The 2,361-nt window shown below is 68.2% G+C and carries 4 protein-coding genes; 1 reads left to right on the forward strand and 3 read right to left on the reverse strand.

What is annotated here, in order from left to right:
- The 3 genes from VIR15_RS16670 to VIR15_RS16680 form a co-directional block, all read right to left on the reverse strand.
- Positions 1-311: gamma carbonic anhydrase family protein (locus VIR15_RS16670; protein WP_331929765.1), on the reverse strand; the 311-nt coding region annotated here is incomplete at its 3' end.
- Positions 312-380: 69 nt separating this feature from the next.
- The gene (locus VIR15_RS16675; protein WP_331929767.1) at positions 381-1,199 is read right to left on the reverse strand and encodes an SDR family oxidoreductase; all 819 of its coding nucleotides are present in this window, start codon (positions 1,197-1,199) and stop codon (positions 381-383) included.
- 24 nt (positions 1,200-1,223) lie between these two features.
- Positions 1,224-1,733 carry a MarR family winged helix-turn-helix transcriptional regulator gene (locus VIR15_RS16680; RefSeq protein WP_331929769.1) on the reverse strand — a complete coding sequence of 170 codons (510 nt, stop codon included), beginning with the start codon at positions 1,731-1,733 and terminating at the stop codon, positions 1,224-1,226.
- Between the two features lie 140 nt (positions 1,734-1,873).
- On the opposite strand from VIR15_RS16680, the gene VIR15_RS16685 reads away from it, so the two are divergent.
- On the forward strand, positions 1,874-2,361 hold a 488-nt coding region (locus VIR15_RS16685; protein ID WP_331929771.1), incomplete at its 3' end, for an MFS transporter.

The raw sequence follows: 2,361 nt of genomic DNA on the forward strand, positions 1-2,361 counted from the left end.
TTGAGCACGATCGCCCCCATCCCGATGAGGCAGTCGTCCTCGATCGTGCAGCCGTGCAGCACCGCCCGGTGGCCGACCGAGACGCCGGCGCCGACCGTCGCGGGCTTGCCGACGTCGGTGTGGACGATGACGCCGTCCTGCAGGTTGCTCCGCTCGCCCAGGACGATCGGCTCGAACTCCGCGCGCAGCACCGCGGTGTACCAGACGCTCGAGTCGGCCCGGAGCTCGACGTTGCCGACGAGGTCCGCGCTCGGGGCCACCCAGGCGGACTCGTGCACGTTCGGGCCGTGGTCGCCGAGAGGGATCAACATGACCAGAGGGTATGCCGCTGAGCTGGCTCCTCGTCGCGCGCCTTCTCCCAGCCTTGTTGGGGACGAAAGTCATGTAGCGAGGAAGGCGCGGGCGCCGCGCAACGGGGTGCGCAGTTTCGCCTGCGTCATCGTCGAGTCGAGGCGCACGTCAATGGGCCCCCGCATCGCGGTCGCCGCGCGCAGCCCCTGCGGGAGCGCTGCCTCGTCGAGGCCGTCCCGGCGGGCGATCAGCACGCCAAGCTCGTAACGGCTCATGGCGTCGGCGCCGGCGACGTGATGCACGCCGTGGTGCGATGACCCAGCCAGCTCGATCAGTGCTGACGCGAGGTCGGTGACGTGCACCGGGCATCGGACCTCATCGCTGAAGAGGAGGCCACCGGAACCGGATGCAACGGCGTGGACGAGCTGCTCGGTTGGTGAGTCGCCGTCGCCCAGGATGAGTGAGGTCCTGGCAATGATCCCGTCCGGAGCGATGCCCTTGACCGCGGTCTCGGCGGCTGCCTTCGCGGCTCCATAGGGACTGACGGGGTCCGGCAGGCACGTCTCGTCATACGTGACCGCCTCGCCCGAGAAGACCACGTCGCTGGACACGTGAACGAGCCTGGCGCCCACCGCCGCCGCCGCGAAGGCGACGTGCGCCCCACCGTCCGCTGTGGCGGCCCAGTCGGACTGGAGATATGCGGCATTGATGACGACGTCGGGATGCACGGCCCGAGCCAGACTCATCACGTCGTCGCGGTCTCTGATGTCGACCTGGAGCCAGTCCGGCCCGGAGGTCAGTGCTCCTGCGGAATGGTAGGTGGCCGTGACTGCGTGACCAGACGCTCGCGACTGCCGGACGATCTCCCGCCCCAGGAAGCCGCTACCTCCGACGACAAGCACTTGCACCCGGCCACGGTACTGGGCAGCGCTTCAGGCCTCGATGCGGTCGAGCTGCTCGATGACCCGCTCCAGGAGGGCGGCGAGCAAGCCGCGCTCCTCCGTGGACAGTCCGCGGAGGATGTCGCTCTCGACGACGTTGGACTCGCGGATCGCGTCGCTGAAGAGGTCCCAGCCCTCGCTCGTCAGCGAGATGTGGGTCCTGGTCCGGTTGGTCTCGTCGGGACGCCGCTCGATCAGGCCCCGCTGGGACATCTTGTCCAGGCGATGGGTCATCGAGGAGGGCGCGACGTTCGTGAGGTCTGCGAGTTGGCTGGGAGTGAGCCTCGCCTCGCCGGCCTTCGCGAGGGCGGCGACGACGGCCCACTCGCCCTGGGTGAGGTCCAGGTCGGCGAGTTGCCGGACGTACCACTGGTCGAGCTTCTTCGTCACGCCGTAGATCCCGGTGATGACGCGCTGCACCGACACCTCGCCGCCGGCCGCCACGTAGGCCGCGACGGCCTTGCGGTGCTGTTCCTGTGCACTCCTCGCCCGCGCTGCCATAACCCGATTGTCGCACGGTTCCTTCGACTGCTAACCTTTCGAAGTCGAACTTAGAGTTCGAAATATTTGGCATCGAAGCCGTGTTGACCTTCCGGCGGGCCTCCTCTCCCACACGCCATCAGAAAGGGTGTGAATTCGTCATGCGTGCAAAACTGCTCATCCTCGCGTCCTCCATAGGAATGCTCGGCTGGGGTGCCGTGCTGCCCTACCAGTACGCGTATGCCGCTGAGACCCGTGCGTGGGGATCGCTGGCTGCCGCAGCGGCCTCGTCCCTCTTCTCGGTGGGCGCCCTCATCGCCGCGCCCTTCGCAGGCCGACTCAGCGACCGGTTCAACCCGGTCGTCGTCGCCGTGGTCGCGCAGCTGGTCGCCGCAGTCGGTGTCGGCGCGCTCGTCCTCGCCGACTCGCCGACGGCGTTCCTGCTCGGCATGTTCGTCTTCGGCCTGGGGCTGACCGCCGCCATGCCGGCCAAGCAGGTGCTCGTCCTCCGGTGGGTTGCCGGGCGTGACCGCCGGAAGGTCTTTGCCTACAAGTTCACCGGCGAGGCGATCGGCATGGCGATCGGCGCCTATGTGGCCGGATACCTCGTGGACCTCTCGCGCGCAGATGGCCTCGATGTCGGATTCCT

Origin of the sequence: Intrasporangium sp. (assembly GCF_036566125.1) — a bacterium.
Lineage (GTDB): Bacteria > Actinomycetota > Actinomycetes > Actinomycetales > Dermatophilaceae > Intrasporangium.